We start from the raw sequence: 335 nt of genomic DNA, 5'->3' as shown, positions 1-335 counted from the left end.
TTGGATATTTTAATTACCGATACGGCACCAGTTGCGAATGCTGATACAGATGCAACCGATGCTGTTACCAACGCAACAGGTAATGTTAGAACTGATGTTGGCGGTGCCGATGTAGATGGCGCTGATGCAGCAGCCATTACCGGTGTAGTTGCTGGCACACAAACCGGTGATATCTCCGGCGGCGTTAACACTTCAATTGAAGGTTCGCTCGGTTCGCTAACCCTTCAAGCTGATGGTTCTTACACTTACACTCCTGGTGCAGGTGCGGTCGCTCTTGCTGAAGGTGTAACAGCCACCGACACGTTTAGCTACACCTTAAAAGACAGTGATGGCAG

Annotated in this window: 1 protein-coding gene; it reads left to right on the top strand. The window is 49.9% G+C overall.

All coding sequences use genetic code 11. The features are described from left to right. On the top strand, positions 1 to 335 hold a 335-nt coding region (locus Q1A41_RS20250), incomplete at both ends, for an Ig-like domain-containing protein (protein ID WP_299982974.1).

Origin of the sequence: uncultured Pseudoteredinibacter sp., assembly GCF_947502065.1 — a bacterium.
In the GTDB taxonomy this organism is placed as follows: domain Bacteria; phylum Pseudomonadota; class Gammaproteobacteria; order Pseudomonadales; family Cellvibrionaceae; genus Pseudoteredinibacter.
The sequence above is the reverse complement of the archived record's forward strand: the minus strand, read 5'-3'. Positions and strand labels throughout refer to the sequence as shown.